Here is a 228-nt window from a genome sequence, read left to right as displayed (position 1 = left end):
GGCGCCTCGCTGCCGAGATGCTTGAGATCGGGCGGTCCACTCTCTATCGCCGGATGGACTACTTCCGAGGTCGAGGCTTCGAAGTCTGACCGGTTGTCTGGAACGACCTGTAGCCCGCGCAACGCGCGGGCTACAGGTCGTTCTGACGTGAGAGGTGTGGTGTATCGATCTGGCACGCTTGCGCGCCTCATCTCGGAACTTCAATAGAGAGGTACTTCGGCCGTCGAC

Annotated in this window: 1 protein-coding gene; it reads left to right on the top strand. The window is 61.0% G+C overall.

Translation table 11 applies throughout. From position 1 onward, the window contains the following. The coding region (locus SB660_RS24425) for a helix-turn-helix domain-containing protein (RefSeq protein WP_410585254.1) at window positions 1-89 on the top strand (89 nt) is incomplete at its 5' end. Window positions 90-228: the final 139 nt, after the last annotated feature.

Source organism: Bacillus sp. SIMBA_005 (assembly GCF_046535585.1).
Classification (GTDB): Bacteria; Bacillota; Bacilli; order Bacillales; family Bacillaceae; genus Bacillus; species Bacillus pumilus.
This window is presented reverse-complemented; position numbering and strand designations above follow the sequence as displayed.